At 67.2% G+C, this 25,823-nt stretch carries 26 protein-coding genes and 1 tRNA gene; 14 read left to right on the top strand and 13 right to left on the bottom strand.

Going from position 1 to position 25,823, the window contains the following annotated elements:
- The first annotated feature begins 43 nt into the window (after positions 1-43).
- Entirely contained in the window at positions 44-823 is a 780-nt protein-coding gene (locus ACETK8_RS01235) for a 2OG-Fe(II) oxygenase (RefSeq protein WP_374037697.1), read from the top strand.
- Between the two features lie 29 nt (positions 824-852).
- Positions 853-1,854, top strand: coding sequence for an NADPH:quinone oxidoreductase family protein (locus tag ACETK8_RS01230; protein ID WP_374037696.1), 1,002 nt, complete (start codon positions 853-855; stop codon positions 1,852-1,854).
- A 340-nt stretch (positions 1,855-2,194) separates the two neighbouring features.
- On the opposite strand, the gene ACETK8_RS01225 is transcribed toward ACETK8_RS01230, so the two are convergent.
- The gene (locus ACETK8_RS01225) at positions 2,195-2,599 is read right to left on the bottom strand and encodes a YkvA family protein (RefSeq protein WP_374037695.1); all 405 of its coding nucleotides are present in this window, start codon (positions 2,597-2,599) and stop codon (positions 2,195-2,197) included.
- A 57-nt stretch (positions 2,600-2,656) separates the two neighbouring features.
- Between ACETK8_RS01225 and ACETK8_RS01220 the strand changes: the two genes are divergently transcribed.
- The 4 genes from ACETK8_RS01220 (at position 2,657) to ACETK8_RS01205 (ending at position 8,074) form a co-directional block, all read left to right on the top strand.
- Positions 2,657-3,439, top strand: a complete 783-nt coding sequence (locus ACETK8_RS01220; protein ID WP_374037694.1) for an SDR family NAD(P)-dependent oxidoreductase — start codon at positions 2,657-2,659, stop codon at positions 3,437-3,439.
- Between the two features lie 94 nt (positions 3,440-3,533).
- Positions 3,534-3,608 (top strand) — tRNA-Gly (locus ACETK8_RS01215).
- Between the two features lie 541 nt (positions 3,609-4,149).
- A complete protein-coding gene (locus ACETK8_RS01210) occupies positions 4,150-7,134 on the top strand; it encodes a TonB-dependent receptor domain-containing protein (protein WP_374037693.1) in 2,985 nt (994 codons plus the stop codon).
- Positions 7,135-7,264: 130 nt separating this feature from the next.
- Positions 7,265-8,074 carry a DUF4198 domain-containing protein gene (locus tag ACETK8_RS01205; protein ID WP_271145747.1) on the top strand — a complete coding sequence of 270 codons (810 nt, stop codon included), beginning with the start codon at positions 7,265-7,267 and terminating at the stop codon, positions 8,072-8,074.
- Between the two features lie 642 nt (positions 8,075-8,716).
- Here the strand turns inward: ACETK8_RS01205 and ACETK8_RS01200 are convergent.
- From ACETK8_RS01200 to ACETK8_RS01180, 5 genes are all read right to left on the bottom strand, one after another.
- Positions 8,717-9,100, bottom strand: coding sequence for a copper-binding protein (locus ACETK8_RS01200; protein ID WP_374037692.1), 384 nt, complete (start codon positions 9,098-9,100; stop codon positions 8,717-8,719).
- Positions 9,097-12,246, bottom strand: a complete 3,150-nt coding sequence (locus ACETK8_RS01195) for an efflux RND transporter permease subunit (RefSeq protein WP_374037691.1) — start codon at positions 12,244-12,246, stop codon at positions 9,097-9,099. Before ACETK8_RS01195 ends, ACETK8_RS01200 begins: the two co-directional genes overlap by 4 nt.
- A complete protein-coding gene (locus tag ACETK8_RS01190) occupies positions 12,243-13,580 on the bottom strand; it encodes an efflux RND transporter periplasmic adaptor subunit (protein ID WP_316629547.1) in 1,338 nt (445 codons plus the stop codon). Before ACETK8_RS01190 ends, ACETK8_RS01195 begins: the two co-directional genes overlap by 4 nt.
- Positions 13,577-14,938, bottom strand: a complete 1,362-nt coding sequence (locus ACETK8_RS01185) for a TolC family protein (protein WP_316629548.1) — start codon at positions 14,936-14,938, stop codon at positions 13,577-13,579. Before ACETK8_RS01185 ends, ACETK8_RS01190 begins: the two co-directional genes overlap by 4 nt.
- A 115-nt stretch (positions 14,939-15,053) precedes the next feature.
- The gene (locus tag ACETK8_RS01180; protein WP_316629549.1) at positions 15,054-15,416 is read right to left on the bottom strand and encodes a hypothetical protein; all 363 of its coding nucleotides are present in this window, start codon (positions 15,414-15,416) and stop codon (positions 15,054-15,056) included.
- 184 nt (positions 15,417-15,600) lie between these two features.
- Between ACETK8_RS01180 and copC the strand changes: the two genes are divergently transcribed.
- The 3 genes from copC (at position 15,601) to ACETK8_RS01165 (ending at position 18,303) form a co-directional block, all read left to right on the top strand.
- Positions 15,601-15,963: a copper homeostasis periplasmic binding protein CopC gene (gene copC, locus ACETK8_RS01175; protein ID WP_374037690.1), complete on the top strand. Its 363-nt coding sequence runs from the start codon at positions 15,601-15,603 to the stop codon at positions 15,961-15,963.
- A gap of 6 nt (positions 15,964-15,969) precedes the next feature.
- Complete coding sequence (copD, locus tag ACETK8_RS01170) at positions 15,970-16,905, top strand: copper homeostasis membrane protein CopD (protein ID WP_372691459.1); 936 nt, start codon at positions 15,970-15,972, stop codon at positions 16,903-16,905.
- Positions 16,906-17,031: 126 nt separating this feature from the next.
- Positions 17,032-18,303, top strand: a complete 1,272-nt coding sequence (locus tag ACETK8_RS01165) for a type II restriction endonuclease (RefSeq protein ID WP_316629552.1) — start codon at positions 17,032-17,034, stop codon at positions 18,301-18,303.
- A 43-nt stretch (positions 18,304-18,346) separates the two neighbouring features.
- Here ACETK8_RS01165 and ACETK8_RS01160 read toward each other — a convergent pair whose 3' ends face one another.
- From ACETK8_RS01160 to ACETK8_RS01135, 6 genes are all read right to left on the bottom strand, one after another.
- Positions 18,347-18,841 carry an isoprenylcysteine carboxyl methyltransferase family protein gene (locus ACETK8_RS01160; protein ID WP_316629553.1) on the bottom strand — a complete coding sequence of 165 codons (495 nt, stop codon included), beginning with the start codon at positions 18,839-18,841 and terminating at the stop codon, positions 18,347-18,349.
- Entirely contained in the window at positions 18,838-19,800 is a 963-nt protein-coding gene (locus ACETK8_RS01155) for a type III polyketide synthase (RefSeq protein WP_316629554.1), read from the bottom strand. Before ACETK8_RS01155 ends, ACETK8_RS01160 begins: the two co-directional genes overlap by 4 nt.
- 143 nt (positions 19,801-19,943) lie before the next feature.
- Positions 19,944-20,666 (bottom strand): PepSY domain-containing protein, encoded by a 723-nt coding sequence (locus tag ACETK8_RS01150; RefSeq protein ID WP_316629555.1) that lies wholly within the window; start codon positions 20,664-20,666, stop codon positions 19,944-19,946.
- Positions 20,663-20,989, bottom strand: a complete 327-nt coding sequence (locus tag ACETK8_RS01145) for a DUF411 domain-containing protein (RefSeq protein ID WP_316629556.1) — start codon at positions 20,987-20,989, stop codon at positions 20,663-20,665. The genes ACETK8_RS01150 and ACETK8_RS01145 overlap by 4 nt, the downstream gene beginning before the upstream one ends.
- A 210-nt stretch (positions 20,990-21,199) precedes the next feature.
- Positions 21,200-21,739, bottom strand: coding sequence for a YybH family protein (locus tag ACETK8_RS01140; RefSeq protein WP_316629557.1), 540 nt, complete (start codon positions 21,737-21,739; stop codon positions 21,200-21,202).
- Positions 21,740-21,837: 98 nt separating this feature from the next.
- Positions 21,838-22,491, bottom strand: a complete 654-nt coding sequence (locus ACETK8_RS01135; protein ID WP_316629558.1) for a DUF2231 domain-containing protein — start codon at positions 22,489-22,491, stop codon at positions 21,838-21,840.
- A 116-nt stretch (positions 22,492-22,607) separates the two neighbouring features.
- Between ACETK8_RS01135 and ACETK8_RS01130 the strand changes: the two genes are divergently transcribed.
- From ACETK8_RS01130 to ACETK8_RS01110, 5 genes are all read left to right on the top strand, one after another.
- Positions 22,608-22,889: a hypothetical protein gene (locus ACETK8_RS01130; RefSeq protein WP_316629559.1), complete on the top strand. Its 282-nt coding sequence runs from the start codon at positions 22,608-22,610 to the stop codon at positions 22,887-22,889.
- Positions 22,886-23,326: a Spy/CpxP family protein refolding chaperone gene (locus tag ACETK8_RS01125; RefSeq protein WP_316629560.1), complete on the top strand. Its 441-nt coding sequence runs from the start codon at positions 22,886-22,888 to the stop codon at positions 23,324-23,326. Before ACETK8_RS01130 ends, ACETK8_RS01125 begins: the two co-directional genes overlap by 4 nt.
- 8 nt (positions 23,327-23,334) lie before the next feature.
- Positions 23,335-23,910: an RNA polymerase sigma factor gene (locus ACETK8_RS01120; RefSeq protein WP_316629561.1), complete on the top strand. Its 576-nt coding sequence runs from the start codon at positions 23,335-23,337 to the stop codon at positions 23,908-23,910.
- Between the two features lie 176 nt (positions 23,911-24,086).
- Positions 24,087-24,413, top strand: a complete 327-nt coding sequence (locus ACETK8_RS01115) for a hypothetical protein (RefSeq protein WP_316629562.1) — start codon at positions 24,087-24,089, stop codon at positions 24,411-24,413.
- Positions 24,414-24,439: 26 nt separating this feature from the next.
- Positions 24,440-24,847, top strand: coding sequence for a copper resistance CopC family protein (locus tag ACETK8_RS01110; RefSeq protein WP_303694479.1), 408 nt, complete (start codon positions 24,440-24,442; stop codon positions 24,845-24,847).
- A 123-nt stretch (positions 24,848-24,970) separates the two neighbouring features.
- On the opposite strand, the gene ACETK8_RS01105 is transcribed toward ACETK8_RS01110, so the two are convergent.
- The gene (locus ACETK8_RS01105; RefSeq protein ID WP_374037689.1) at positions 24,971-25,741 is read right to left on the bottom strand and encodes an HAD family hydrolase; all 771 of its coding nucleotides are present in this window, start codon (positions 25,739-25,741) and stop codon (positions 24,971-24,973) included.
- Positions 25,742-25,823 lie beyond the last annotated feature (82 nt).

The raw sequence follows: 25,823 nt of genomic DNA, 5'->3' as shown, positions 1-25,823 counted from the left end.
GCGTCCTGTCCACCGCGGTCGTCCGGATAATCCCTTCCCGTCGATGATTGATCGCCCCCTCCGCACCTTCGCCGGTCATCCGGAGCCCCTGGGTCCCCTGTCGCTGGACCCGACGCTGGACCCCCTGTCGCTGAAGGCCGCCTTCGCCCGGTTCGGCCGTCTGCATGTCCCGGGATTCCTGACCGAAGACGCCGCCGCCCGGCTGCACGCCCTCCTGGCGTCGGAGCGCGACTGGATCTGTTCGACGATCGGCGGCGGGGTCGTCGCCGACGTGCCGGTCGAGATGATCGAGGGGCTCAGCCCCGCCGACCGGGCCGCCGTCTTCGCCCTGGCGCATCGGGAGGCCGAACGCGGCTTCCACTACATGTTCGATACGGTGCGGATCTCGACGCCGATCGAGAAGGACCAGCCCCTGCCCGACGCCTGGCGTCAGGTCGCCGCCTTCCTGAACGGGCCCGCCTTCCTGGGGTTCGTGCGAACCCTGACCGGCGATCCCCGTTGCGCCTACGTCGACGCCCAGGCGACGCGCTACACGGCGGGCCACTATCTGACGGAGCACGACGACGAGAAGCCCTCGGCGGGCCGCCTCTACGCCTATGTGCTCAACCTGACGCCGGACTGGCGCACCGACTGGGGCGGTCTTCTGGCCTTCATCGACGAAGACGATCATGTGGCCGAGGCCTATCGGCCCAGCTACAACGCCCTCAACATCTTCCGCGTCCCGCAACGCCACGCGGTCAGCTTCGTGGCGCCGTTCGCCGCCGCGCCCCGCCTGTCGATCACCGGCTGGATCCGGGATGCGGTTCCCGCCGGCCTGTCCTGATCCCACCCTTCCAGAACGAGAGACCCTCCATGCGCGCAGTCCTCAGCAAGACCGTCGGCGGCCCCGACAGCCTCGTCGTCGAGGAGGTGCTGGATCCGACCCCCAAGGCGGGCGAGATCGTCATCGAGGTCAAGGCGGTGGGCGTGAACTTCCCCGACACCCTGATCATCGAGGACAAATACCAGTTCAAGCCCCAGCGCCCCTTCTCGCCGGGCGGCGAACTGTCCGGCGTGGTCGAGGCCGTGGGCGAGGGCGTCAAGGGCATCTTCAAGGGCGACCGCGTCATCGCCATGCCGGGCTGGGGCGCCATGGTGGAGCGGATCGCCGTCCCGGCCGCCGGCGTCGTCAAGATGCCCGACGGCATGTCGTTCGAGGAGGGGGCGGCTCTCGTGATGACCTACGGCACCTCCTACTACGCCCTGAAGGACCGGGCCCAGCTGAAGGCGGGCGAGAGCCTGCTGGTGCTCGGCGCGGCGGGCGGCGTCGGCGCCGCGGCCGTGGAACTGGGCAAGGCCATGGGCGCCCACGTCATCGCCGCCGCCTCGACCAACGACAAGGTCCAGTTCGCGCTGGAGATGGGGGCCGACAACGGCCTGATCTATCCGTCGGGCAAGATGGACAAGGCGGCCCAGAAGGAGCTGTCTGGCGAGCTGAAGCTGGCGTCCGGCCGCGACGGCCCCGACGTGGTCTATGACGGGGTCGGCGGCGACTATTGCGAGCCGGCGCTTCGGGCCATGGACTGGAACGGCCGCTATCTGGTCGTCGGCTTCCCGGCGGGCATTCCGTCCCTGCCGCTGAACCTGACCCTGTTGAAGTCGGTCTCGGTGGTCGGCGTCTTCTGGGGCGCCGCCGCCGCGCGCGATCCCAAGGGGCATATGGCCAATATGGCCGAGCTGATGACGATGTACGCCGAGGGCAAGATCAAGCCGCGCGTCAGTCAGACCTTCCCGCTGGAACGCGCCCACCAGGCCATCCAGGCCCTGTCGGATCGCACGGTCATGGGCAAGGTCGTGGTGACGGTCGAGAGCTAGGTCTCACCGTTCACCCCAGCGAAGGCTGGGGTCCAGATGGAAAAGACGGGGGTCGATCAGCGGAACCGGTGCGTCGTCCAAGCTGCCTGAGTCTGTGATCTGGACCCCAGCCTCCGCTGGGGTGAACGGATATATTGCGAGGTAGAAGAATTTATTCTCTATCACCCCTTGCGCCGGCGTCGGGTCTTTCCCACCTCCGGCATCGGTCTTTGACAATCCGGCTCACACCCGCCGACGCGCCTGCGTCGGCCGTCAAACCCTGACGCTCGCCCCACGGATTTCGTCCGTTTCGTCCGTTTCGTCACGGTAGATTTCGTCCGGACGAACCGGACGAACCATCCTAGCGCAGCTTCTCCAGCGCCTTCTCGGCCAGCTCGCGGTGGCGCTTCTTCACATTGGCGCCCAGGGTTGCGATGACGGCGGTGATCACCGCCGCGTCGTCGGTGAAGCCGATCCCCGCCAGGACGTCGGGGATCGCATCGATAGGCATGACGAAATAGGCCAGGGCCCCCAGCATGATCCCCTTGGCCGCCATCGGCGTCTCCGGATCGCGCGCGGCGTAATAGACGGACACCACCTGGTTGGCGAAGGGAATGCGCGAGGCGACCCGGCCCAGCTTGGGCCAGAACCCGGCCTTCACCCGCATCTCGTTCACCCTCTGCACCGAAGGGACCAGCGCTTTCGACGGGTCGATGGCGTCCTCCGGGGTGATGGGCCCCGATGCAGGTTTGGCTTTGGCGGTCATGGCCGCTAAATCCTCATTCGAAACTCAGGTTCAAAACAGAATATAGGGACGACAGCGATGAAACTCGACAGCAGCCTTTCGGCGGTGGTCACCGGCGGCGCGTCCGGCCTGGGCGAAGGCACCGCCCGCGCGCTCGCAGCGCAAGGGGTGAAGGTCGCCCTGTTCGACCTCAACGCCGAGAAGGGCGAGGCCATCGCGGCCGAGATCGGCGGCGTCTTCTGCTCGGTCGACGTGACCGACGACGCCTCGGTCGCCGCCGCCTTCGAAAAGGCCCGCGCCGCCCACGGCCAGGAGCGTCTGACCGTCAACTGCGCCGGCATCGCCACGGGCCAGAAGACCGTCTCGCGCAAGAAGGACACCGGCGAGATCAAGGCCCACGACATGGCTCAGTTCGAGCGCACCGTCCGCGTCAACCTGTTCGGCACCTTCCGCGTCCTGTCGCAATCGGCCGCCGGCATGGTGACCCTGGACCCGATGGAGGACGGCGAGCGCGGCCTGATCGTCAACACGGCCTCGGTGGCGGCCCAGGACGGCCAGGTGGGTCAGGCGGCCTATTCGGCCTCCAAGGGCGGCGTCTACGCCATGACCCTGCCGATCGCGCGGGACCTGGCCCAGGAAGGCGTGCGCGTGAACACCATCCTGCCCGGCATCATGTGGACCCCGATGATGGCCGGCATGGACCAGAAGATCCAGGACGCCCTGGCCGCCCAGATCCCCTTCCCGAGCCGCCTGGGCAAGCCCGCCGACTACGCCTCCCTGGTGCTGGAGCTGGCCCGCAACGTCTACATCAACGGCGAGTGCATCCGGTTGGACGGCGCTATCAGAATGGCTCCGCGCTAAAATTTGAAAAGGGGCTTGCAGGACGCCGAAAGGGTCCGCTATACGGCCGCCTCTCGACGAGACGCGGCGCCCATACGGGCCCACGTTACGGAGTGCGGGCGTAGCTCAGTGGTAGAGCACAACCTTGCCAAGGTTGGGGTCGAGAGTTCGAATCTCTTCGCCCGCTCCAGTCGAGATTGCCAAGGCAATCATTAAGTTATGGCAGGGCGGTCCCAGCGGGATCGCCCACCCCATTTTCCCCGCCGCTACCACACCGCTACCAGACACGGAGTTTTCTTCGTGTCGGGTTTTATGCGCTCTGGGCTCGGCAACAGCTGAAACCGGGTGAAACGCGTAGCGAAATGGGACGATCTCAACTTCCCGCGCACCCTGTGCCAAATAGGACGCGGCTGATCTAAGTTCGGCATCGGAGGATCGGAGGAGCTGGTCACGCAAGCACTGGACGCAGAGCTCAGCGAGCTCTCACCGAACTCTAGGGGTTGTGCGAGGCACCGCTTTTGTCCCGGCGTGAAACGTCTCGGATCGGAAAGGGGGCGGCGCTCCCTAAGGCGACGAACCATGCCTGGTTTGCGTCTGGCCGGTTCAGAGATGTGGGGTGTTGCCGAAGGCCTGAAGAAAGTTTGGGGGAGGAGCAAGGGGAAGTCCTCGCGCGCTGCGTAGAGCTTAGCAGGGGGCCACAATTCGGCCGGAAATCCAACGAGGAAAAGCCTTTGGCCGACGTCTCTTTTCGTAGCCGACTCTTCACGTCTTCAGTCCTGTCTGGTCTGGCGATCGCCACCGCCGCGTTGACGGCATTGCCCGCCGCGGCTCAGGATCAGGAACCGCCCGCATCCCAATCGCTGGAAGCCACCGAAATAGACACGGTCGTCGTCACCGGCTCCCGCATCGCGCGGCAGGACTACAGCGCCAACAGCCCGATCGTCACCGTGACCCAGGAAGACTTCCGGGCGACGGGATCGGTCAACATTGAGAGCCTCATCAACGACCTGCCGCAGTTCACTGGCCTGGGCAATGCGGCTTCGAACAGTCCGAACTTGGGGGGTCAGGCAAACGTCCAACTGCGCGGGCTCGGCGCGACGCGGACGCTGGTGCTCCTGAACGGCCGCCGCATCGTGCCGTCGAACGCCTCTTCCGTCGTCGACCTGAACCTGCTGCCGACGCCGTTGATCTCCAGCATCGAGACGATCACCGGCGGCGCCTCGTCCACCTACGGATCGGATGCAGTCGGCGGGGTCCTCAACTTCCTGCTGAACCAGAACTTCGAAGGCGTTCAGCTGGACCTGCAGTATGGCGCCTCGGCCCGCGGGGACGCGGGAGCGGAAGCGGTCAGCCTGACGGTCGGCGGTGACATCGCCGAAGGCCGTGGGAGCGCCGTGCTGTCGGCGACCTATTCGAACCGCGCCTCGGTCCTCAACGCCGACCGCTCGTTCTCGTTGATCGGGGGGTTCGCGGGGACCTCTCCTCTGGGCTCGACGGTGTTTGACGCCACCAACCTTCCCTCGGCCGCGGCCGTCAACGCCGCGGTGCCCGGGGCCGCGCGTGGCGATACCTTCGGCTTCAACAACAACGGGACGCTGTTCACCTATCAGGGCGCGCGAGACTACGTCAGTCCGGGTGGCATCGATTATGAAGGATTCCGGACGCCGGGTCCGCTGCAGCAGACCGATTTCACCTACGCCACCGGCGACCGCAACTACATGATCATTCCGCAGACGCGCTACAATGTGTACGCGGCCGCGGACTACGAGATCAACGCAGCGGCGGAGCTCTACGCCGACTTCATGTTCTCTCAGTACGAGAGCGGCAATCAGCTCGCGTCCAATCCCGCCACTGGTCCCACCACCGGGTTCCGCATCCCGTCGACCAACCCGTTCATCCCGGCCGAACTGCGCGGCGTCCTGAACTCCCGCCCGAACCCGGCCGGAAACTTCCGCCTCGACAAACGCTTCAACGAGCTCGGCCCGCGACGCCAAACCGAGAACTACAACGTCTACCAGATCACCACGGGCTTGCGCGGTGATCTGGCCGGCTTCCGCGACTGGACGTACGATGCCTATGTCTCCTACGGGCGGGTGGACAACGGCACCGTCTACACCGGCTACCTCTCGCGCTCCGCGCTGCAGCGTCTTCTGGACGCTCCGGACGGCGGTGCGTCGATCTGCGCTGGCGGCTTCAACCCGTTCGGAACAAACCCGCTGAGCAGCGCATGCATCGGCTACGTCGGTCGTGTCGCCAAGAATACGACGACGAACGATCAGAGGGTCGCGGAGCTCAACCTGCAGGGCGGCGTCTTCACCCTGCCCGCCGGCGAAGTCCGAGCCGCCGTCGGGGCCTCCTACCGCGAGCAGAACTACGACTTTGTTCCCGACAACCTTCTGCTGAGCACCTTCACTCTGAATGGAGTCGTCGGGCCCGAACTAGCCGGAAACTCCGGCCTGCCGCTCGCGGGCTCGGATCAGGTTTCAGAACTCTACGGCGAGATCCTGATCCCGCTGCTGAGCGATTTGCCCTTCGTGCGAAACCTCGAGACCAACCTCGGCTACCGCGCCTCGGAGTACGAGACCATCGGGCGCGTGAGTTCCTACAAGGCGGATCTCAGCTGGGAGGTGGTGACCGGGCTGCGGTTCCGCGGCGGCGTTCAGCGGGCGGTCCGCGCGCCCTCGATCGGCGAACTGTTCGCAGCGCAGAATTTGAGCTTCCCGTCGATCGGAGTGCCGGTCTCCTCGACCGGTGTGCGCCAGTTCTCGGGCGACCCCTGCGACATCCGCGGGGCGTACCGTGCGCCGGGCGCGCCCGACGCCAACGCTGTGCGGGCCCTGTGCCTGGCGCAGAACGTCCCGGGCCAGGTCATCGATTCGTTCACATTCTCCAACTCGCAAGTCTCCGGGCTCACCGGCGGCAACCCTCTGCTTGAGGAGGAAACCGCTGAATCCTTCACCGTGGGCGTCACCTGGCAGTCGCAGTTCGCGAGCCCGTGGCTCAGCCGACTCTCTGCTTCGATCGACTACTATGACATCGCCATCGAACAGGTCGTCGGCACGGTCTCGACGACCGAACAACTGCGTCGTTGCTACAATCAGAACGGCACCTCGAACCCGACCTATGACCCGAACAACGTCTTCTGCCGATTGTTCAGCCGCGACCCGAACTCGGGGCAGATCACGAGCACCCTCGAAACCAACGCCAATCTCGGGACGCTGCAGACCCAGGGGATCGACTTCCAGGTCGATTGGAATCTCGATCTCGGCGACATCGGCGCGCCGGATTGGGGCGCTCTGGCGTTCAACATTACCGGCACGAAGCTTCAGGAATGGCAGCGTCAGGACATCCCTGGCGGCGCCTTCACGGATCGGAAGGGCACGGTCTCGAACAGTTTCGGCCTGACGCTGCCGGAGTGGAAATTCTTGTCGACCCTGAACTGGATCCAGGACCCCTGGAACGTCGGCGTCCGGTGGCGCTACCAGGGTTCGGTCGAGAACTTCAACAACCGCAGCCAGGTCATCGACGCCATCCACTACGTCGACCTGAATGCCTCTTTCCGGGTGAACGAGAGGGTCTCGCTCCGGGCCGGCGTGAACAATCTCACGGACGAGCAGCCGCCGGTCTATTCCCCGGCAATCGCCGCCAACACCGACCCGTCGACCTACGACCTGATCGGTCGTCGGTACTACGTCGGCCTGACCGCTCGTTTCTGAGCATGTCAGGAGGGCCACATGCTGAAGCGCCGCCGCGAGCCTCGTGCAGGCTCGAGGGGAGCGAACGGAATCCACAACCCTGCTCGGCGTACGCCGGCGGAACACCTGATCGAGTGAAGGATAGAACAACATGAGAAGACGTATTGCACTGCTGATGGCGACTGGATTTGGGCTTTTCGCGGGCGCGGCGGCCGCCCATGATTTCTTTCTGATCCCGGCGAGTTTCGTCGGTCCGAGCGGGCGACCGCTCATCGTCCATGCGACGTCCTCGTCGGACTTTCCCGCGCTCAACGTGGGTTCGCCGCGCACCCGCCTCGCCGAGGTTCGGGCGATGGTCGATGGCCGCCCGGCCACCGTCACGGTTGAAGCCCAGACGGCCCAATCCCTGCGTCTCGCCGTCTCGAGCGAAAGCACCGGGATGGCTGTCGTCGCGGTGGAGACGATCTGGGGCGAGTCGAACTGGCGGCCCGATCAGGTCGACACCTACCTCGAGGAGCATCCGTTCAAGGCCGAGGAGGTGTCTGCGGTTCGTGGAATTCTGCCCCGGGGTGCGACACTCCATGTGCAGTCTCGCCGGCTGGCCAAGACGCTCGTTTGCTTCCAGACCTGCAGCCCCGCTTCGACGGGTCCCGCAGGACTCGAGGTCGAGTTGCTCCCCGAGTTCGACGCCGGGGAGAGTTCTCCCGTGAGATTCCAACTCGTCAGGAACGGCCGCCCGCTGACAGCGCACCCGGTCACCGTGAGTTTCGGAGAGGGGGAGCGGCGCGAGGTTCTGACCGATCAGGAGGGCCGCTTGCGCCTTCCCGAGGGGGTGACCGGGCCGGTGATGCTTGTCGCGGCGACCCTGGATCGGCCGACAGAGACGGGCGGACGCTTTATCACCAACAATGCGTCGCTGACGTTCGAGGCAGCAACGCGTCGTGACGGCAGCCCCCGGTGATCTTGCGCAGCTAGACAGACGAGCGTGAGGCGACCACGACGCTCCGGCGCCAAAGCCCGCACGAGCCCTTCGCGCGACGCCCAAAGTGTTCTCAATGCGTCCCTGGAGCGAGGCTTCATCGTCTCGCTCCAGTCGGATCCAGGGACCGTTGGGCCGCGACCCGGAAGACGCGCTCGGAATCTTCGCCCGCGCCGATACGCCCGCCCATGGCTGAATCAGTCGTCGTCGGGATGGCGATGACGGTGGATTTCGTCAATGAGGGGGGCAGGCCCCCGCGCCCCGGACGCCCGCGGCCCCGGATCGACGAGGTGGAGGTAGGCGCTCAGGACGTGGTGACTGTCTCCGGTCGCATCGACTGCCAAGCCAAGTCCGCTCTTCGTCAAGGCGGCACCGTCCCCAGAAGGCCCGGTGATGGCCTTTGGCGAGCGGGTCTCCAGTCTCGGTCTCTAAGCTCAACAAACCGCCAAGGTACAGACTCCATTCCTTCAACCTTGCAAGACGTTAGAGACGGCGGGTAGGCAGGACAGGTGTCGTCTTTCGACCTGAGCATCGCCACACAGCCCGCATCCGGGTTTACAAAGCTCCATCGTCCCACGCACTGCGTTGGTCCGTCCCCTCATCGCCGGACAATGCCTCCGAGGATCAATGGGGGTAGATCGCCGTCACTTCTCCTGCTCCATCACGAACCGTCAGATCGAACTGAATGCGGTCACCGACAGTAGCCTCCTGCAATGCAGCCGGCGATGCCTTGAACTTCATGGTCATTGCGGGCCATCCGATCGAACGGATTGGTTCGTGGTTAATGGTGATCGTCGCCGCCGCCGGGTCCACGGCCGTGATAACGCCCGCACCATCTGCCGTTCGCGAGCCGGCGCCCGGGGACGACGATGCGCCACCCGCCTCAATGCTTGCCCTCGGTGATCTGGGCTCGGCCATCGGCATCGCCGGGGTTTCGGGCTCCGCCTGCTGGCCGCAGGCGGCCATAACAGCAGCAAGGCCGGTCAGCAGGATTATGCGGCGCTTCATTGTGTGTCTCCTCGAAGGACTGGGGTCGAACGGAACCTGCGGCCTCTTAGAAGAAGAAAGCCTGCGGGGATAACGAGCATGGAGAGCAAAGGCGCCGTGATCATGCCGCCGATAACCGGGGCGGCGATCCGGGTCATGACTTCTGACCCCGCGCCGTGGCCGATCAGGATCGGGAACAGACCGCCCAGGATCACCGCGACCGTCATCGCCTTGGGCCGAACCCGCAGCAGCGCGCCGTCGCGAACGGCCTCTTCGACCTGTTCCCGGTCCGGGTCAGGCCCCCGGTCTCTGAGAGCGTGCTTGAGATAGATCAGCATCACCACGCCGAACTCGGCCGAAAGGCCGGCCAGGGCGATGAAACCCACGCCGGTCGCGACCGACTGGTCGAAGCCCATCAGATACAGCAGCCAGAACCCGCCGGTGAGGGCGAACGGCAGGGTGCCCATGATCAGCAGTGCTTCGTCGAAGCGACCGAAGGTCAGATAGAGCAGGATGAAGATGATCACGAGCGTGGCCGGAACCACGATCTTCAGCCGCTCGGCCGCCCGTTCGAGATATTCGAACTGGCCCGAGTAGGCGATGCTGACGCCCGGCGCGAGTTCCACCTCGCTGGCGACGGCCTGACGCAGATCGGCGACGACGGACGCCAGATCGCGGCCGCGCACGTCGACATAGACCCAGGTGGTCAGTCTGCCGTTCTCGGATTTCAGCATCGGAGGGCCGTCGGCGATCTGGATATCCGTGACCGTGCCAAGGGTGATCTGCTGACCCGACGGCGTCAGAACCGGCAGGGCGCGCAGTTGCTCCGGGCTGTCGCGCAGTTCTCTGGGATAGCGGACGCTGATCGGATAGCGGGCGAGCCCCTCCACTGTCTGACCGATCGTCTCCCCGCCCACAGCCCCCGAAACGATCGACTGGATATCGGCGATGTTCAGGCCGTAGCGGCCCGCCGCCTCTCGGTCGATGTCGATGTCGACATAGCGCCCGCCGGTCAGGCGTTCGGCCAGCGCCGAGGTCACGCCCGGCACGGTCTTGGCGACCTCGGCCACCTGGGCCGCGATACGGTCCATCGCGGCCAGGTCAGCGCCGGACACCTTGACGCCGACGGGGCTCTTGATGCCCGTCGCCAGCATGTCGATGCGATTGCGGATGGGAGGCACCCAGACGTTGGACAATCCGGGAACCTGAACCGCGCGATCAAGCTCCTCGACCAGTTTCTCCGGGGTCATGCCGGGCCGCCATTCATCGCGAGGCTTGAACTGAATGGTGGTCTCGAACATCTCAAGCGGAGCCGGGTCCGTGGCCGTCTCCGCCCGGCCCGCCTTGCCGAATACGGTCGCCACTTCGGGCACGGTTCGGATCATCCTGTCGGTCTGCTGCAGCAGTTCCGCGGCCTTGGCCGGGGACAGGCCCGGCAGGGCCGAGGGCATATAAAGCAGGTCGCCCTCGTCCATCGCCGGCATAAACTCGCCGCCGAGCTGGCTAAGGGGCCAGGCCGTGGTGGCGAATACCAGCAAGGCGGCCACCAAGGTCTTCCTGGGATGCCGTAGCACCCAGTCCAGCGGCCCCCGATAGATGTGGGTCAGCCAGCGGTTGATCGGATTGCTCTGTTCGGCCGGGATTCTTCCCCGGATCAGATAGCCCATCAGAACCGGCACGAGCGTGATCGACAGGATCGCCGCGGCCGCCATCGCATAGCTCTTGGTGAAGGCCAGCGGCGCGAACAGCCGGCCCTCCTGGGCCTGTAGGCTGAACACTGGAATGAACGAGAGGGTGATGATCAACAGGCTGAGGAACAGGGCGGGTCCGACCTCCACGGCCGCCTCGGTGATGACCTTCCACCGGTCCTCGCCGACGAGCTTGTGGTCCGGGTGGTCGTGTTCCCATCGCTCGATATGCTTGTGGGCGTTCTCGATCATGACCACCGCCGCATCGACCATGGCCCCGATGGCGATGGCGATGCCGCCCAGCGACATGATGTTGGCGTTCACGCCCTGAAGATTCATGATCAGGAAGGCCGCCAGCACGCCCAGCGGCAGGGTCAGGATGGCGACTAGCGCCGACCGGGCGTGCCAGAGGAACAGGCCGCAGACGAGGGCGACGACAATGAACTCCTCGATCAGCTTGCCGCTCAGATTGTCGATCGCCCGGTCGATGAGCAGCGACCGATCGTAGGTCGTCACCACCTCTACGCCCGGCGGCAATCCGGCCTTGAGTATCTGGAGTTTTTCAGCGACCGCCGCGATCGTCGCGCGGGCGTTTGCACCGGACCGCAGGATGACGACGCCGCCGGCGACCTCGCCTTCGCCGTTCAGCTCCGCTATGCCGCGCCGCATCTCCGGGCCGATCTGGATGGTCGCGACGTCTCCGAGGCTGATCGGAACCCCTCCAGCCCCCGTGCGAAGCGGCACGGCCCGGAAGTCGTCGAGCTCGGTCAGATAGCCGTTGGCGCGCACCATGTATTCGGCCTCGGCGAGCTGGAGCACCGAGCCGCCCGTCTCGCCGTTGGCGCGCTGGAGCGCTTCCACCACCGCCTGATGGGTGACGCCGTAGGACGCGAGCCTGACGGGGTCGAGCACGACCTGGTATTGACGCACCATGCCGCCGAGACTTGCGACCTCGGCGACCCCCGGCACGGTCTTCAGCTCGTACCGGAGGAACCAATCCTGCAGGCTTCGCAACTGCGCCAGGTCGGTGCGGCCAGTGCGGTCCACCAAGGCGTATTCATAGACCCAGCCCACGCTGGTGGCGTCCGGACCCAGCGCAGGTTGGGCGGTCGCGGGAAGCCGCGCCTGGACTTGGCTAAGGTATTCCAAGACCCGCGAGCGCGCCCAGTAGAGGTCCGTCCCATCCTCGAACAGCACATAGACGAAGCTGTCGCCGAAGAAGGAATAACCCCGAACCGTTCGCGCGCCGGGCACCGACAGCATGGTGGTCGCCAAAGGATAGGTGACCTGGTTCTCGACGATCTGGGGGGCCTGCCCTGGATAGCTGGTGCGGATGATGACCTGCACGTCCGACAGGTCCGGCAGGGCGTCGACCGGCGTGGTGCGAACAGCGAAGAGGCCGGCGGCGAGCAGGGCGAGGGCGGCTACAAGGATGAGGAAGCGTCCCTTGACCGAGGCGCGTATGATCGCGGCGATCATCGCCCAGACCTCCCGCGCTGAGCGGGCGCGGCCATGGATTCGCCCGTTTGGGCGGCGGCGGCAGGCCGGCCGACCGTCGGCGACGCCGGGGCGCGCGCGGGCCCGGAAGTCTCGCCGATCGGCCGCGCCGCGACGCCTGACAGGCTGGCTTCGGAATCGATCAGGAACTGCCCCGACGCGACGATCCGTTCCCCTTCCCTGAGACCGGCGAGGATCTCGGTCTGCCCCCCGGCTTCCCGTCCGATCCGGACCTGGGCCGGTTGATAGCGGCCCTCCGGCAGGGCTAGCATGACGATGTCACGTTCTCCGGTCCGGATCACCGCCTCGGTCGGCACGATCAGATCCGACGTCGAACCGCCGCCGAAGGTGACCCGACCGAACATGCCGGGGCGCAGACGCCCCCCTCTATTGGCCATTTCGATCCGTCCGGTGACCGTGCGGCTGTCGCCGACGAGTTCCGGCAACAGGGTGGTCAGGCGGCCCGTGAACGGCTCGGCCGGGAAGGCGGCCAGGGCCACCTCGACAGACTTCCCAACCCTCAGCTGGCTCGCCAGGGCCTCCGGGATGGCGGCGTTGATCCAGACGGTGCTCAGGCCGTTGATCTCGGCCAGGGTCATGCCCTGGGCGACGCTCATGCCGGCGCGCACGCCCAGCGTCTTGATCACGCCGCCGGTGGGCGTCGAGATGGTGATGGTGTTCCGCGCCCGCCCGCTGCGCTCGACCGACGTGATCAGGCTCTCGGACATGCCCATCAGCACTAGTCGCTGCCGCGCCGCCTGGACTAGGGGCGTATTGCCGGTGCGCCGCACGGCCAGATATTCCGTCTGGGCTCCTCCCCAGGACGGGATGAGCAAATCGACCAGGGGCGCGCCCGCGGCGATCACGTCGCCCGGCGCGCGGTTGTAGACCCGCTGCACGAAGCCGTCCGCGCGCGACTGGACCACGGCGATGTCCCGTTCGTTGTATTCGACCACCGCTGTGGCGCTGAGATCGCCCTCGAGAACGCCACGGCGGGCTGTGGCATACCGGACCCCCAGATTCTGGCTCAGTGCCGGATCGATCCGGACGCCCGGGGTGGCGTTGGTTCCCCCCTCATCCGCATATTTGGGGATGGTATCCATGTTCATCGACGACTTCCCCGGTCCCGGGTATCGTTCGTTCGGAACCATGGGATCGTACCAGTAGAGGATCTCGCGCTCCCCTCCTCCCTCGGCGGTCCCGTCGGCGGCCCCGTCCAGGCGCGGGGCGATGACGACGCCGGCCCCGACGCCGACCCCGACCAGAAGAAGCGCGCCCATGGCGATGCCCAGGCGTCTGTTGCGAAGGGCGTTCATCGGTCGGTGTTCCCATAGGTGAGACTGATCTGGACCACCTGGCGCATCACGGCGGCCTCGCGATCGAGCGTGTCGAGCCGGGCGTTCGCCACGGCGGTGAAGGCTTCGAGAACTTCAACGATGCCCGCCCTGCCCGCCGCATAGCTCGCGGTTTCGAGATCGGAACGCTGAAGGACGTTGGGCAGAACGACGTCGCGCGACCGGAGCCATTGATCCTTGGCCGTCGCGTGTTCGGCCAAGGCGCTCCTCAGCGAAGCAGTCAACAGACGCTCGGCGTCCTGACGCTCGGCGGTGACCCGCAGCGCGTCAGCGGCGCGCGCCGCGATGACGGGATCCTGCCTCTGCCCCGGAAAGATCGGCAGCCGCACGCTCGCGCCGACGGAGAACAAGTCGCCGAACCGCTCGTCGCGGCGGCCATAGCTGGCCTCGAACGACCAGTCCGGCCGACGTCCTGCGCGCGCCAGATCGACCTCGGCGTCGGCGCGCCGCGCCGCGGCGCCATAGACGCGCACGGCCGGCAGCCGGGCGATGCCGTCCCGCAAGGCGGCCAGGTCGAGATCGTCTTGCGGCGGCGCGCCCGCCGTTTCGGGATCGTTATCGCCCGTCCAGCGCGCCAGCTCAGACCGGGCCTTCTCCAAGTCGGCGACGAGCCGGCTGCGGCGATCGTCCAAATTAGCCTTGAGCTGGACCGGACCGAGGGCGTTCGCCGACCGATAGGCGCCCGATGCGACTCCGGCGGGCGCGGTGTTCCACAGCGGCTCAAGGGTTTTCAGAACGTCATCCAGGGCCGCGAGGCGGCGTTCGGCGTAGAAGAGGTCGATCCAGGCCAGTCCCGTTGCGATCTGGACCTCCCGCCGCGCGACGGACTCCTCGGCGCCGGCGATGCCGATCTGCGCCTCGGCGATGTCTCGCTCAGCGCGACGGCGCGCGCGGCTCGGCACGTCCTGCTCGACGCCGATCCTGAGCATGGTGAAGTCGTCCTGGTCGAATTGCCCCGCGAACGGGCCGGTCACCGGAAACCCGTCGAGACCGAACGTGAGGCGCGGATCCGGCAGCCGGCCGGCGGCCGGAGCCGCGACCCGCGCGGCGTCCACCCCTAGGGCGCTGGCGCGCAGACCGGGGGCTCCGGCCGCCGCGCGGGCCAGGGCCTCGTCGAACGTCTGCGGGTCGGCCTTGGCCGGCGCGGTCCAGACGCTCAGGAGCAGAATGGAAGCCGGAAGGATCGCCCAGCTTGCGTTCAGCCCAGGTTCCCGGGACGGCGCCGAAGCCCCGGCTCGTCGTGTCGCGACGCGCGGCAGGCGGGCACGGGGCGGCGGACACGCAAACGCGCGCGCCGCCGGCTTCAAACGATAGGTCATGAAATTCCTCGAAACCATGGGTCCCGCCCTGAGGGCGGGACATCGGCGAAGCGCTCGGATCGATCGGCGGTCGCCCGCGCAACGGCGGGCACGGCCTTCGATCAGCGGAAGCGGTCTACGCCAGCCGTTTCGGCGGACTCTTGAGTGGAAGCGGACCTGCGCCCTCTCGCACGACATCGACGGCCGCGAACCGGATTCCCCGCGGAGCCGAAGGCCGTTGAACGGTCGGCGCCGGCGGCATGGGCGCCGCGACGGCGGCGCAGCCCATCTTGGTGATGCAGTCGGGCGTCATTTCCTCGCAGGGGCTCATCGGCCCGCCCGAAGGCTCCTCCGCCATCACCATCATCTCGGCGCAATCCATGTCCGCCATGCCGCCCGTCGCTTCGAACACCTGGAACGGGGTGGCGTGCGCGGACGCCTGGCCGACGAAGCCGGCCACCGCCAGGGCGAATAGAAGGGTGCGGACGAGGTGCCACATGGGCGTTCATCCCACGCCAGTCAGCCCGCCGTGTCAAGGATCGACCTCGCAGGTCTCCGGGCCGGCGTCGGGCGCGCCCAACGCCGTGCTCCGAATAAGCGTGGGGCCGCCCGAAGCTCGAACGAGGGATTAAAGCCCGGTGCCCGTATATCTCATTGAACCCCTCTGATTCCGGAGCCTCCCTATGACCACTCGCAAAATCCTTTCCGTCGTCGGCGCCGTCGGCGCCCTGCTGTTGGGGGCGACGCAGGCTGCCGCCCACGCGCGCGTCGTCGCCTCCAACCCGGCGGCGAGCGCGAGCATCGCCTCGCCGCGTTCGCTGACGGTCACCTTCAGCGAACGCGTCGTTCCCGCTTTCTCGGGCCTCGAGGTCGTGAACACCGCCGGCGCCAAATTCCCGGTCGCGACCACCGTCTCCGATGACGGCATGGCCGTTACGGGACGGACGGCGCGCCCGCTCGCGGCCGGCGCCTACAGCCTTAATTGGCACGCCGCCTCCGCAGACGGCCACCGTATGACCGGCGTCATTGCCTTCACGGTACGCTGACCCCTCGTGCTCGACGTTCTGGTCATCCTGCTCCGGCTCGCGCAGTACGGCGGCGCGGTCGTCCTGCTCGGGACGCCGTTGTTCCTCCTCTACGGGTTGCGCGGGTCGGACGCGGTGGCCCTCGGCTGGACGAGATCCTTGCTGGTCAGCGCGGCGGCCGTGGTCGCCATGGGCTCCGCCGCCGCGCTCGCGGCCCAGACCGCTGTGATGGCGGGCTCGCTGACTGAAGGTCTCAAGCCGGCGACGCTCGGCTTCATGATCACGGGCACGAGCCTTGGGCCCGCCTTTCTCGTCCGGACGCTGGCCGCATTACTCGCGCTTCTTGCGCTCATCGAAGACAAGCCGTCCCGCGGCCTGTGGAGATTCGTCGCTGTCGCCGGCCTCATCGTCTGCGCCAGCTTCGCCTGGACGGGACACGGCGCGGCCACCGAAGGCGCGGGGCGCTATGTCCATCTGACGGCCGCGATCCTGCACAGCTGGGCGGCGGCGGTGTGGCTCGGTGCGCTCGCAGCCCTGCTGATCCTGACGTTGCGGCGGCGGTCAGAAACGGTCGATGGCGATAGGATCCTTCATCGAGCGCTTCACGGATTTGCCGGCGTCGGAACCGCATCGGTCGCCGTCCTGGTTCTTAGCGGATTGGTGAACAGCTGGTTCATGGTCGGGCCAGATCGTATCGCCGGCCTGCTGAGCACCCCCTACGGTCTGCTGTTGACGGGCAAGCTCGTGCTCTTCGCGCTCATGCTGGTTCTGGCGGCCGCGAACCGCTTTCATCTGACGCCCGACCTCGGCAGCGCCCTGGACGACCCCGAGTATCTTGGCCCCGCCATTTCACGGCTGAAACGCAGCTTGGTGATGGAGACACTCCTCGCCCTGGGGCTGCTGGCCCTGGTGTCCATCATGGGAACCCTGGCTCCGGTCTCGGCCATGGAAATGGCGATGTAGCCGCTGGCGCGCGCCGAACGCGCTGGAGCCAGGTGCGTCGCACGCGCTCTTGGGACCGGCTGCGAATGGCCGTTGGCCCAGCGACCTGGACCCGCCTAGACTGCTCAAGAATTGAGGGGGCGCGCCGTGTCAGATCGAGTTCGTGATCTTATTGAACAGTGGCGGCGCGACCCGGCTGCGACCTACCAGACCTGGTTCCTGTGGGACGAGCGTCTTAAGAATTTCCGCTCCATCCGACGCGGCATCGGCCAGGTCGTCGAGGAGATCGAAGCCGGCCGCTTCGGCGTGGCCTATCGCGGGTCATCGCTGGAAACGATCGTTCATTCGGTCGCCGAACAACGGCAGATCTTCAAGGGCGCGGATCATGCCTTCCTGTGGAAACCCAAGCTTCGCATCCCGGACATCTACGAAAACGCGGCCAATCAACGCGCTTTCGGCCGGCTCCTGCATCATTGCAGCTGTTGTTCGACAGCAACGGAAATTCTCACGGGCATCCGCACGATCGACCAGCTCCGGATCAAGGGCCTCGGGCCCGCAGTGGCCAACCTGATCTATTTTCTTCACCCCACCCACGTTTCGCCGTTCAATACCGCGATCGTCAACGGCTACAATGCGATCACCGGATCAAAGGTCAAGCTCGGGAGCTGGGAGCACTACCTTGCGATGCGGCAAGGAATTTTAGCCCTCAACGCTCGCTACAGCGATCTTTTGTCCAACGATCTCGGGGCGATCGCGGGCTTCCTGTTCGACGTGGGCTCCGGCCGCTATCCGGCGCCGCCCCTGGACGGCGAGAGTCTGTCCGCCAGCGGCTGGGACGCGCGCTTGGCCGAAGCGCGCGCCGAAGCGGTCAAATTCGAAAAGGCCGCGCTCCGGCAGCGCGAGACGGACCGGACCCACACAGAGATCCAGGGGTGGGTCCGTGATCTGGGTCGCGCGCTGGGATACAGGGTCTGGATCGCGTCCAATGACCGCGGCCGCCAGCATGAGGGCGCACGCCTGAGCGAGGGATGCCTCGAACATCTACCGCCGTCGCTGGCGAACGGTCCAGGGGCCGAGTCCATCCGGCTGATCGACGTACTCTGGCTGGAGGGAGACACGGACCGCGTGGCGGCCGCCTTCGAGGTCGAGCATTCCACCACGATCTACTCCGGTGTTGTGCGAATGCTGGACCTCGCCCTGTCAGGCGAACTGAACATCTCCGCCGGCCTCTTCCTGGTCGCTCCCGACAGCCGCGAAAACGATGTGAGGGCGCAGTTGCAACGTCCGGCCTTCAGCCGGATCGCCGATCTCAATGTGCGCTATCTGCCCTACGGAGAACTGGAACGGCATCGGGCGTCTATCGCCCGCTTCGGAACCGGTCTCAGGGCTCTGACCGAGATTTCGCACCGGGTGACCTGATCGTGTCGACCCGGACGGTCTCGCACCCAGGTCGTTCGAGCTCCTATGCCCGATCGGCCAGGGCGCGATCCTCCAGCCGCACCCGCCAGGCGATCAGCATGGCGTTCAGCGCGGTGAACACCACTGCGATCCAGACCTGGCCGAAGACCAGCGGCAGGATGGCGATCTCTAGAGATGCGACCCAGTAGTTGGGATGACGAATGACGCGGAATGGGCCGGACCGCACGAGCGGGGCGCCGGCCAGGGTGATGATGCGGGTGGTCCAGAACCGGCCGAGGGTCGCGATCACCCAGACCCGACCGAACTGCAGCACGACATAGATCGCCAGCAGCCACGGGTTCGGACTCTCGGTCCATGGCGTCAAGATCGCCAGAGCCGAGAGCCAGGCGGCGTGCAGGATGACGAACAGCGGGTAGTGGCCCGCCCCGATCTCGACCGCCCCCTCGGCCACCAGCCGTTTGGTGTTCCCGTGCGCCAGCCACAGCTCGCCCAGCCGCTGGGAGACGACTAGCCCAAGGACGATCGGGAGCCACATCATTCTGGGTGGACCAGCATCAGGGCGGTGGTGAAGCCGGGGCCGAGCGTGGTCAGCAACAATGGCCCCGGCTCCCTGGCATCCAGCGCCGCGCGCAGCACGAACAGCACGGTGGCGGAACTCATGTTGCCGTGGTCGCGCAAGATTTCGCGGGTATGACGCATCTCTCCCGGCGACAGGGCGAAGATGCCCTCCAGCGCTTCGATGACCTTGGCCCCGCCGGGGTGGCAGACGAAGCCGCCGACGTCGGCGGCGGTCAGGCCGTTGGCGGCCAGGAAGGCCTCGGCGATGGGCTTGAAGTCGTTCTGGACCAGGCTCGGAATGTCGCGGCTAAACACCACCTTCAGTCCGTCGTCGGCCACGTCCCACCCCATGACGTCCAGGCTGTCGGGCCAGGTGTGCTCATGGCTGGCGCCCAGCACCCGTCCCTCGGCGTCGTCGCGGCACGACACGACCGCAGCCGCCGCGCCGTCGCCGAACAAGGCGGTGGCGACCAGGTTCGACTTCGACCGGTCCTGAAAGCGGAACGTCAGGGCGCACAGCTCGACGACGAGCAAAAGGACGCGGCTCTCCGGGTAGGCCCTGGCCATCTCGGCCGCCCGAGCCAGCCCCATGACGCCGCCAGCGCAGCCCAGGCCGAACAGGGGAACCCGCCGTACGTCGGGTCGGAAAGGCATCACCTGCATCAGCCGCGCTTCGAGCGATGGTGTGGCGATGCCTGTCGAGCAGACGGTGACGATGCAATCAATATGCTCGGGGCCCAGCCCCGCTTGCACCAGCGCGCTCGTCGCGCTCTCGGCCATCAGGGCGACTGCGTGTTCCAAGAACAGGTCGTTCCGCTCCGCGAAGCTGTGTGGCTGCAGATACCAGTCGATTGGCACGCACGAATGCCGTGTGTCGATCAAGGCGTTGCGATAGATCGGCGCCAGCCGCTCGAAACCGCCGAAGGTCGTGGCGAACATCTCGGCCCCGTTGGCCGCTACGTCCTCCTGCCGCAGGATGTACGGCGGCCAGGCGGTAGCCAGGGCAGCGAGACGCGGTTGTGAAGTCCGGTCGCTGTCGTCTCTTGGCGGAGCGTTTTCGTGTGGTCGATTGGTCGCCCGGCTCATGGCTCCCGCCTGGGAGCCGCACGCACCATTTTCAGGTCGCGGGAGATCCGTATCCAGAGCAGGATGAAGCCCGAAATCACGATGCTCAGGGTCAAGGCGGTAGTGATGATGATCAGGGGGTGATTGAAGTCCTCGCCGTCATTCCAATCCATGACGTGGAGACGCCAGAAGAAGTCGAAGATCCGCCAGACGCCCGAGCGGCGGGTCATCACCTCGCCGGTGTCCGGCGACAGATAGAAGGACGTCTTTTCGCGGTCCGCGAAGTCCACCCGCCACAGCGGTCCCGTGCGTCCCGTTTCCTCGGGCGCCGTCTCCAGAAGCACCGCGCCGGAAACCCGCGCCTCCCCCTTGTACGCGCCCTTGGCGAAGGCCGAGGCCTCGGCGGCCGACATCGGCCCGAACGGCCGGCCGGTCGCGGCGGACACGACGACCGGCTCGCCCGCCGCGGGCTTCAGGGTCCAGGCCGGCCCCCGCGGCGTCGTGTGGAGCTCCGCCTGGACGGGCGCGACGCCCGCGCGGCGCGCGATCTCGCCGAGAGCCGGAAGCGCGCCGAGCTCCAGCGCATCCGGCATGAGTTCGACCGCGCGATGTTCGCCGCGCACCGTCTCGATGGGGATGGCGGTCATGACCAGACCGCCGCCCACCCAGAACAGAACCTGGAGCCCGACGACGAGCGCGATCCATTTGTGCAGCTGGGTGGAGAGCCTGAGAACCTTCATGGCGCCGCCTGGCCGTGACGCGCGAAGACGCGCGTGCCGCCGCCCTTGAGGATCAGCAGGGTCTCATAGGGCTCACGTTGGCCGTCTGGCGTCTCCATGCCGGGAGACCCCAGCGGCATCGCCGGCACTGCGAGGCCCACGGCCTCGGGACGTTCGGCCAGAAGCTTGCGGACATCCTCGGCCGGCACATGGCCCTCGAGGACATAGCCGCCGATCATGGCCGTGTGGCAGGAGGCGAGCGCCTCGGGCACGCCCTGGGTGCTGCGTATAGAGCGCAGGCTCGGAAGTTCATTGACCCGCGCCTGGAAGCCCGCGGCGCGCATATGGTCCACCCAAGCCGTGCAACAGGCGCAAGTGGGTGTCTTGTAGACCGCGAGCTCGGTCGATGAACGGGCGCCCGGAGCGCAGGCTGCGACGGCGACGGAGCCGGCCCCCGCGGCCAGAAATGCACGGCGTGAAAGCGTGGGCATCGATCTCATGGGTCCCTCTGGCGAGCGATATCTGGAGGCCGCCGATGACGGTCGCCGCCGCGATCAGGCGGCGGGGCGGAAGGGCCGGGCCGAGGAGTGATAGACGTCGAACCTCCACTCGTCACCCCGCTTGCGCAGGACGCTCGTGGCGGCGCCGCGGCGCTCGATGGGGGCCCGGGCGCTGTCCTTGAAGGTGATGTGATAGGTGTAGGTCTCGCTCACGAAGGCGGTGTCGCCGTCGACCTCCACCTTCATCTCGTGGTTGCGGAAGTCGAAGCCCGCCAGGTCGGCGAACTCGGGCCCGAGATGGTGCTCGAGATAGTAGGCGAACGAGCCCTCGACGCCGCCGTTCTCGAAGATCTCCGAGTCGCTCCAGAACAGGGCCGGGGTCTGGGACACGTCCATCCGCTCGATGGCGTCCTTGTAGGCGGTGACGACGGTTCGGACCTGGGCCTCGTCAGCGGATTGCGCATGGCCAGGGGCGTGTTCCGAGCCTTGCGTATGCGCCGGGTCGGGGGCTTGAGCGTGGGCCGGCGCCTGAGCCTGGGCGGAGGTCGCGAGGACGGCGACAGCCAGTCCGGCGAATGCTGAACGATGCATCATGGTCAAGTCTCCTGGTTTGCCGCGGCGACGGTAGCGTCCGGTCCGGCGGAATGGATTGAAAACGACGTGGCTTGACCACGACGGCCCCCGGGGGGGCCTCAGAACATCAGATGCCGCATGCCGTGGGTCAGCATCCCGCCCAGCAGGCCGTTGACGACCACGGCGGCGGCGGTGACGGTCAACAGGCCGATGTAGATCAGCTCACGCCCGCGCCCCGGCCGGCGGACCCAATGTTCCTTGGCCCACCAGCTCAACAGGCCCAGCGCGGCGATCGAGGTGCCGAGCCACCGATGGTAGAGGTGGGTCACGTCGTCCTTCCCGGGCAGTCCCATGGCGAACCACCCCAGCGCCACCGCGGCGACCGCGGAGATCGCCGCCAGGGCGATGATCACGCGCGTGCCCTGCGTCAGGACCGGCCGACGCAGCGTCAGGGCGGCGATCTCGAGGAGCGCGGCGACGAGGAACAGCGCGATCGGGAAATGGACGGCGGCGGGATGCATGGCGCCGAGCCAGCGATACAGGCGCTGAGGCATAGGCTTGGGACCCTCGTCCACCGTCATGGCCCCGTGGTCCATGTCCATGGCCATCCCCGGCATGGCCATCACGCCGCTTTCTGGCACGGCGCCCGCCGGCGCGGCGGCCTGGGCGCGGGCCGCGGCCTGCTTGTCATGATCCTCGTGCGCGAACGCGGGCGCGCTGACAGACAGAGCCGCCACCAGGGCGAGCCCCGACAGCAATTTGCGTATCGACATTGTTATCTCCCATCCCGTCCCTTCTGCTAACTACGCACCGGAGAGGCCGTCCCCTCGTTTGAGGGATTTGGCTAGTTTCGGCGTAGTAGGGATTAGGGGCGCAAGGAGAGTGTTCGATGGCGCGTAATTTGGATGATCTTTTGGCCGGATCGACGGCGACGCCCTTAGGCCGGTCGCTCGACGGGCTCGAACCGCTCGTCTGGAGCCGGGTCGACGCGCTTCGCGGCGAAAGGTTCGCGTCGCAACTGCGTTTGGGGGCCGTCGCTATGGCCCTGGTCACTGGCCTGACGGCAGGCGGCGTCGGCGCGATCGCCGCCCCCAGACCGCCGGGGGAGATGGCCATCTTCACGGTCGATGCGGGTCTGTCGCCTCTGGTGAGACTGGAGGCCGGCCGATGATGCGCGGCTGGCGGGCCATCGCCCTGACGGCCGTCCTGGCGGCGGTCGCCAGCGGCGCGGGCACCTGGATCAGCGCCAGCTGGGTGCTGAGCCGGCGCGAACCGCCATCCCTGCACGACATCGTGCACCACGACCTGAAGCTCTCGCCCGACCAGCTGACCCGCATCGACGCAGTCGAAGCCCGGTTCGCCGTGCGCCGGACCGCGCTCGAAGCGGACGTCCGCGCGGCCAACGTGGAACTGGCGCGCGCGATCGAACAGAGCGACGGCGACGGCCCCCAGGTGCAGGCGGCGGTGGACCATTTCCACGTCGCCATGGGCGCCTTGCAGAAGGAGACGATCGCCCACGTCTTCGAGATGCGGTCCGTGCTGACGCCGGCCCAGGCGGAGGTGTTCGACGACCGCATCGTCGCCGCCCTCGCACCCGCCGAAGGCTGACGATCCGGGTGGAGAGTCCAGCGGACCTGTCAGCCCGCGCCGCCGGCGGCGACCGGGCGGCCTTCAGCGAGTTGATGCGGCAGACCAAGACGGGCCTGTTCCGCTTTGTCCGGCGCTATGTCGGCGACGAGCAGGACGCGTGGGACCTGTTGCAGGACACCTATGCGGCGGCCTGGATCAGCATCCGACGCTACGATCCGACACGGCCCTTCGAGGCCTGGATCCGCACCATCGCGCTCAATAAATGCCGGGACTGGAGCCGCCGCCGCTTCGTTCGGCGGCTCATCCGGGGCGGCGTCGACTTGTCGTCGCCGGAAGCCATGTCCGTGCCGGACGGGGCCGAGGCGGTGGATGACCGGATGGATGCCAACGCCCGGCTGGCGCGGTTGAACGAGGCCGTGAGCCGTCTGCCGCCGCACCTCAAGGCTCCGCTTCTGCTGACGGCGATCGAAGGCCGCAGTCAGGCGGAAACGGCCGGGATGCTGGGTGTCTCCATCAAGACCGTGGAGACCCGCGTGGCGCGGGCTCGTCGCAAGCTGTCCGAGGCGCTGGACGACACGCCCGCTGTCCGGGCCGTTGAGTGATCAGCTCGAGGGTCCTTGGAACCTTCGTTGCGCCTTAGCCCCGCTCGCGCCGCAGCGGCGCTCCGTCGATCGACATCCGGGCGGCGAGGGATGCGGCGCCCGTCCGCGTAATCTAGTATGAGGGCGTCGCGGGAAATCGACCCGATCATCGCCTTTTCCTTTCAGGAGCTTGTCACATGAGAGTCCCGATCCTAGCCGCCGCAGCGGCGATCACCCTGGGCGCCTGCCAGCCGGCCGCCGAACCTCAACCGGTCGAGGCCCAGACGGCGCCGGACGCCTCGGCGACGACCCCGATGGAGGCCGCGCCGGTCGCCACGCCCGAGCCGACTGCGCAGCCGCAGGCCGCCGCACCAGCCCCGGCGCCGTCCCCCCGGGCCTCGACGCCCCGACCGACCCGCCCCGCGCCGGCGCCAGCACCCGCCCCGACCCCGCCGCCGGCCGATCCGATGGCCGGGCATGACATGTCGAAGATGGACGGCATGACCATGCCGCCCAAACAATAGTTCGCGTAAGCATCAGGAGCTTTCTCATGAACCGTTCAATCTTCGCCAGCCTCGCCGCCGTGGCGGCGCTGGCTCCCGTCTCACTCGCCCACGCCCAGAGTCATTCGCACGCCGGCGTGTCAGCCCAGGAACACGCCGCCGTGCAGGCGCCTGCCAACGGCGTCGTCACCGCGCCGGCGGACAACGCCATGCTGGCCGCTGCCCCGACGGCGTTTTCGGCGACATTTCCGCACGCCATGACCCTGACGTCGCTCAGGCTGACGGGCGCCGCGGGCCAGCCGGTCGATGTGGTGGTGTCATCCGAGGCGCCGCCGGCCACAACCGTCACCGCGCCTCTGCCCACGCTTGCGCCGGGATCCTATTCCGCCGCCTGGGCCGCGAAGGGCGCCGACGGCCATCAGATGAACGGCGTCGTCCGTTTCATGGTTCACTGAGGAGTCGGCCTCCCGTCCCCTTGGGGGGCCGACGCCTGATGTGGAGGAACGCCGCGCAACCTGCTGCGCGGCGTTTTTCGTCGTGGATGGGCTTCCGTCGCCTCCCGGTCCGGGCGCCGGAGGTCACCCTCCGCCGTGAGCATTGTCGGCTCCGGGCGGTCGCAACCCGGCGCGATCACTCGCTCCAGGCGGCCTCGCCGCTCCGGGGAGATGGGTCGCCAGGCTCGCCAGGGTCCGGACCACGACGTGGGCGTCCCCTGAACCGCGTCCAACAGCTTCGCCAGCCTCCGGATCGTACAGAATTGTGAAACAGCCCAGCGCCATGGCCGGGCGAATGTCCCATACCAGACTGTCGCCGACGACGCAGACCTCTGCCGGTTCGACGGCCAGGGCGGCGAACATTCGCCTGAACGCTGCGGGATCGGGCTTCCCCACGCCGACCTCGCCTTCAATCTGGATGTGGTGGAAATGCGAAGCCAGGCCGAAACGCTCGATCTTGGCGCGCTGCAGGGGACCGGCGCCGTTGGTGAGAAGCGCCAGCCGGTATCCAGCATCCCGCAGATGGACCAACACGGCGTCCGCCCCGGGTTCGAGCCGCATCTGCCGGTCGCGATGAAGGCTGAAGGCGTCGGCGAGGCGTTCGGCGATTTCCGGAGAGGGCGTCGCACATCCGTCGCGCCGCAGGGCCTCAAAGGCCTTGGCCGCGATGATGCGCCTGGCCTGCCTCGGGGCTCCGCGGCCGATGGCGTGGCTTTCCGGATCGCTCCAGAAAGCCCGCCCCGCCTCCGTCAGGGCCCGCGCCGCATGGTCCGGAGCCAGGTCGCCAAGCTCGGTCTGGTACAACTGACAGACCCTACGCCACGCCAGGTCCGGGCGGCGATAGGCTGAGATCAAGGTGTCATCCAGATCGATAGCGACGGCCCGGGTTCGCCGAGTCGCTGTCATTGGACCCCTCCCGGCCGGACACCAGCGTGCG

Origin of the sequence: Brevundimonas staleyi (genome assembly GCF_041893865.1) — a bacterium.
GTDB lineage: Bacteria > Pseudomonadota > Alphaproteobacteria > Caulobacterales > Caulobacteraceae > Brevundimonas > Brevundimonas staleyi.
This window is presented reverse-complemented; position numbering and strand designations above follow the sequence as displayed.

Bases quoted from the DNA above. Each gene is read 5' to 3' on its own strand.
- ACETK8_RS01235 (WP_374037697.1), top strand. From the start codon at position 44: ATGATTGATCGCCCCCTCCGCACCTTCGCCGGTCATCCGGAGCCCCTG.
- ACETK8_RS01230 (WP_374037696.1), top strand. From the start codon at position 853: ATGCGCGCAGTCCTCAGCAAGACCGTCGGCGGCCCCGACAGCCTCGTC.
- ACETK8_RS01225 (WP_374037695.1), bottom strand. From the start codon at position 2,599: ATGACCGCCAAAGCCAAACCTGCATCGGGGCCCATCACCCCGGAGGAC.
- ACETK8_RS01220 (WP_374037694.1), top strand. From the start codon at position 2,657: ATGAAACTCGACAGCAGCCTTTCGGCGGTGGTCACCGGCGGCGCGTCC.
- ACETK8_RS01205 (WP_271145747.1), top strand. From the start codon at position 7,265: ATGAGAAGACGTATTGCACTGCTGATGGCGACTGGATTTGGGCTTTTC.
- ACETK8_RS01200 (WP_374037692.1), bottom strand. From the start codon at position 9,100: ATGAAGCGCCGCATAATCCTGCTGACCGGCCTTGCTGCTGTTATGGCC.
- ACETK8_RS01195 (WP_374037691.1), bottom strand. From the start codon at position 12,246: ATGATCGCCGCGATCATACGCGCCTCGGTCAAGGGACGCTTCCTCATC.
- ACETK8_RS01190 (WP_316629547.1), bottom strand. From the start codon at position 13,580: ATGAACGCCCTTCGCAACAGACGCCTGGGCATCGCCATGGGCGCGCTT.
- ACETK8_RS01185 (WP_316629548.1), bottom strand. From the start codon at position 14,938: ATGACCTATCGTTTGAAGCCGGCGGCGCGCGCGTTTGCGTGTCCGCCG.
- ACETK8_RS01180 (WP_316629549.1), bottom strand. From the start codon at position 15,416: ATGTGGCACCTCGTCCGCACCCTTCTATTCGCCCTGGCGGTGGCCGGC.
- copC (WP_374037690.1), top strand. From the start codon at position 15,601: ATGACCACTCGCAAAATCCTTTCCGTCGTCGGCGCCGTCGGCGCCCTG.
- ACETK8_RS01160 (WP_316629553.1), bottom strand. From the start codon at position 18,841: ATGATGTGGCTCCCGATCGTCCTTGGGCTAGTCGTCTCCCAGCGGCTG.
- ACETK8_RS01155 (WP_316629554.1), bottom strand. From the start codon at position 19,800: ATGTTCGCCACGACCTTCGGCGGTTTCGAGCGGCTGGCGCCGATCTAT.
- ACETK8_RS01150 (WP_316629555.1), bottom strand. From the start codon at position 20,666: ATGAAGGTTCTCAGGCTCTCCACCCAGCTGCACAAATGGATCGCGCTC.
- ACETK8_RS01145 (WP_316629556.1), bottom strand. From the start codon at position 20,989: ATGCGCGCCGCGGGCTTCCAGGCGCGGGTCAATGAACTTCCGAGCCTG.
- ACETK8_RS01140 (WP_316629557.1), bottom strand. From the start codon at position 21,739: ATGATGCATCGTTCAGCATTCGCCGGACTGGCTGTCGCCGTCCTCGCG.
- ACETK8_RS01135 (WP_316629558.1), bottom strand. From the start codon at position 22,491: ATGTCGATACGCAAATTGCTGTCGGGGCTCGCCCTGGTGGCGGCTCTG.
- ACETK8_RS01130 (WP_316629559.1), top strand. From the start codon at position 22,608: ATGGCGCGTAATTTGGATGATCTTTTGGCCGGATCGACGGCGACGCCC.
- ACETK8_RS01125 (WP_316629560.1), top strand. From the start codon at position 22,886: ATGATGCGCGGCTGGCGGGCCATCGCCCTGACGGCCGTCCTGGCGGCG.
- ACETK8_RS01115 (WP_316629562.1), top strand. From the start codon at position 24,087: ATGAGAGTCCCGATCCTAGCCGCCGCAGCGGCGATCACCCTGGGCGCC.
- ACETK8_RS01110 (WP_303694479.1), top strand. From the start codon at position 24,440: ATGAACCGTTCAATCTTCGCCAGCCTCGCCGCCGTGGCGGCGCTGGCT.